The organism is Haloimpatiens lingqiaonensis (assembly GCF_901447495.1).
In the GTDB taxonomy this organism is placed as follows: Bacteria; Bacillota; Clostridia; order Clostridiales; family Clostridiaceae; genus Haloimpatiens; species Haloimpatiens lingqiaonensis.
On record NZ_CABDWS010000164.1, the window covers coordinates 1 to 1,618 of the forward strand.

At 35.5% G+C, this 1,618-nt stretch carries 1 protein-coding gene; it reads left to right on the forward strand.

The features are described 5' to 3' along the window. Positions 1 to 34: 34 nt before the first annotated feature. Positions 35 to 1,474: a DDE-type integrase/transposase/recombinase gene (locus FGK85_RS15095; protein ID WP_138207974.1), complete on the forward strand. Its 1,440-nt coding sequence runs from the start codon at positions 35 to 37 to the stop codon at positions 1,472 to 1,474. Positions 1,475 to 1,618: the final 144 nt, after the last annotated feature.

Genomic DNA, 1,618 nt, shown 5'->3' on the forward strand with positions numbered 1-1,618 from the left:
AAAACCAAAAATAACATGAAAGGATGTCATTGCTATGGATTCAATTATAACTTATTTAATTTCCTATAATCAATATCTTTTAAAAATAATTTATCAATTACTTATGTTTATTTGTAAATACATTCCTCTTAAGCAGTGGGCTTTTGAGGATTCACATAGTCCCGAATATCAAAAGTTTAAAGTGGATAAGCTACCTAAAATTGTTCGTTTTGAAAAGGTAGACTATCAACTTCTTTTAGCTTACTATAAACATAAATATAATAAGCTAACCAAACCTGTTCAGAGACGTAATGGGAAGTCCATCCCTGAAAATATCCTATGCCCTAAATGCGGTGCCCCTCACCAGTATATCTACGATAATAATGGCTCTAGAGGTCAATACCAGTGCAAGGTTTGTGGTCAAAATTTTAATGAAAGTAACCACACTACTAAACCTATAGTATTTAGTTGTCCTTATTGCGGACAAACTCTTTCTCCAAAGAAAGATCGTAAGCATTTTAGAATACATAAATGTGTTAATCCTAAGTGTTCCTACTACCGCAAGAACTTAGACAAACTGCCTAAAGACTTAAGTGACGCTGATAAACACAAGTACAAGCTCCACTACATCTATCGTGAGTTCACCATAGATTTCTTCAAAATGGACTTACATGAACTTCCTTCTAGAGCAATTAACTTTAAGTATAAGAAGTTCAATGCCCACATTATGGGGCTTTGCCTTACTTATCACGTTAATCTTAAGCTATCTACTAGGCAGACAGCACATGCCTTGGAGGAAGTACATGGTATAAAGATTTCACATACAATGATTGCTAATTATGCTATGACTGCTGCCGCAGTTATAAAGCCATTTGTAGATACTTTTGACTATAATCCTTCTAACATCCTTTCTGCTGATGAAACATACATTAAGGTAAAAGGCATAAAGCATTATGTTTGGATTATCATGGATGCTTGTAAAAAGTCTATTCTTGGCTACCAAGTATCCGATACTCGTGCTGTAGGTCCATGTATCCTCGCTATGCGTATGGCTTTTGAGAAGTTTAAAAACTTCCCTAATAAAGCCTTAAAATTCATTGCAGATGGCTATAGTGCCTACCCTCTTGCAAGTCAGCAGTGTAAACTCGTTAATGGCTGGGACTTTGATGTTACTCAAGTTATCGGACTCACCAATGATGATGCTGTATCCACCGAATTTCGTTGGGTAAAGCAAGTAGTAGAACGGCTTAACCGCACTTTCAAGTCTTCTTATCGCGTTACCTGCGGTTATGGAAGTGAAAATGGTGCACTTTATGGCGTTTCCCTTTGGGTTGCCTATTATAACTTTCTACGTCCTCATCCTTATAACTACTGGAAGCCACTAAACGAGATAGACATTTTAACTAATGCGGGCAATATGCCTGCTAAGTGGCAATTACTTATTTACCTTGGTCAACAAACAATATTAAAGATGCAAGCTGAAAATTCTGCTTAATTTAGTTGTAAAGTAAATATGGGATATTTATTAGCCACTACGTGAATAACTCCATGTAGAGATTACTAATATCAAAAATTTTCCTTCACTCAAAAGGATTTTTTGTCATGCTCAAAATTCGTTACTTCATCTTCAAATTACAAA

Bases quoted from the DNA above. Each gene is read 5' to 3' on its own strand.
- FGK85_RS15095 (WP_138207974.1), top strand. From the start codon at position 35: ATGGATTCAATTATAACTTATTTAATTTCCTATAATCAATATCTTTTA.